This window comes from Zoogloea sp., from assembly GCF_023150065.1.
GTDB lineage: Bacteria > Pseudomonadota > Gammaproteobacteria > Burkholderiales > Rhodocyclaceae > Zoogloea.
The window spans coordinates 1-521 of record NZ_JAKLLN010000235.1 but is presented as its reverse complement, the minus strand read 5'-3'; the positions used below and the strand labels follow the sequence as shown (position 1 = coordinate 521).

Here is a 521-nt window from a genome sequence, read left to right as displayed (position 1 = left end):
TCAGCGTTGGCACTGGTGGCAAGACCTGGTACTCCACCACCCCGGGCACCTGGACCGCCGGCACCATCAGCGACGCGGGCACCGCCAACCTCAACGCACTCGCCAGCAACGGCGCCACCGTGGTGGCCGTGGGCGACAACGGCCGCATCGTGTACTCCACCGACGGCCAGAGCTGGACCCCCGCCGCCGCCGTGCCGGCCAGCACCCCCAACCTCTACGGCGTCACCTACTCCGTCAAGGGCCAGTGGATCGCCGTGGGCGCCAACTGCACGATGCTCACCAGCACCGACGGCAGCACCTGGACCACCCAGGCGGTCACCCTCAGCGGCGCCGGTTGCACCGATCTGCGCAGCGTCGATACCGTCGCCGTCACCACCAACAGCGTCACCACCTACTACTTTGCCGCAGTGGGCACCGGCGTTACCGGCGGAGCCATCGTCACCAGCAGCGACGGCAGCACCTTCACCCAGCTGGCCGACGTGGGCAGCACGCCGCTCTACGCGGTGGCAGCCTCGGCCGAC

At 70.1% G+C, this 521-nt stretch carries 1 protein-coding gene; it reads left to right on the top strand.

Features of this window, described 5'->3' with window-relative positions; genetic code table 11:
- Positions 1-521, top strand: a 521-nt coding sequence (locus L6Q67_RS24445; protein ID WP_367171693.1) for a WD40/YVTN/BNR-like repeat-containing protein, incomplete at both ends; no start/stop codon positions are given.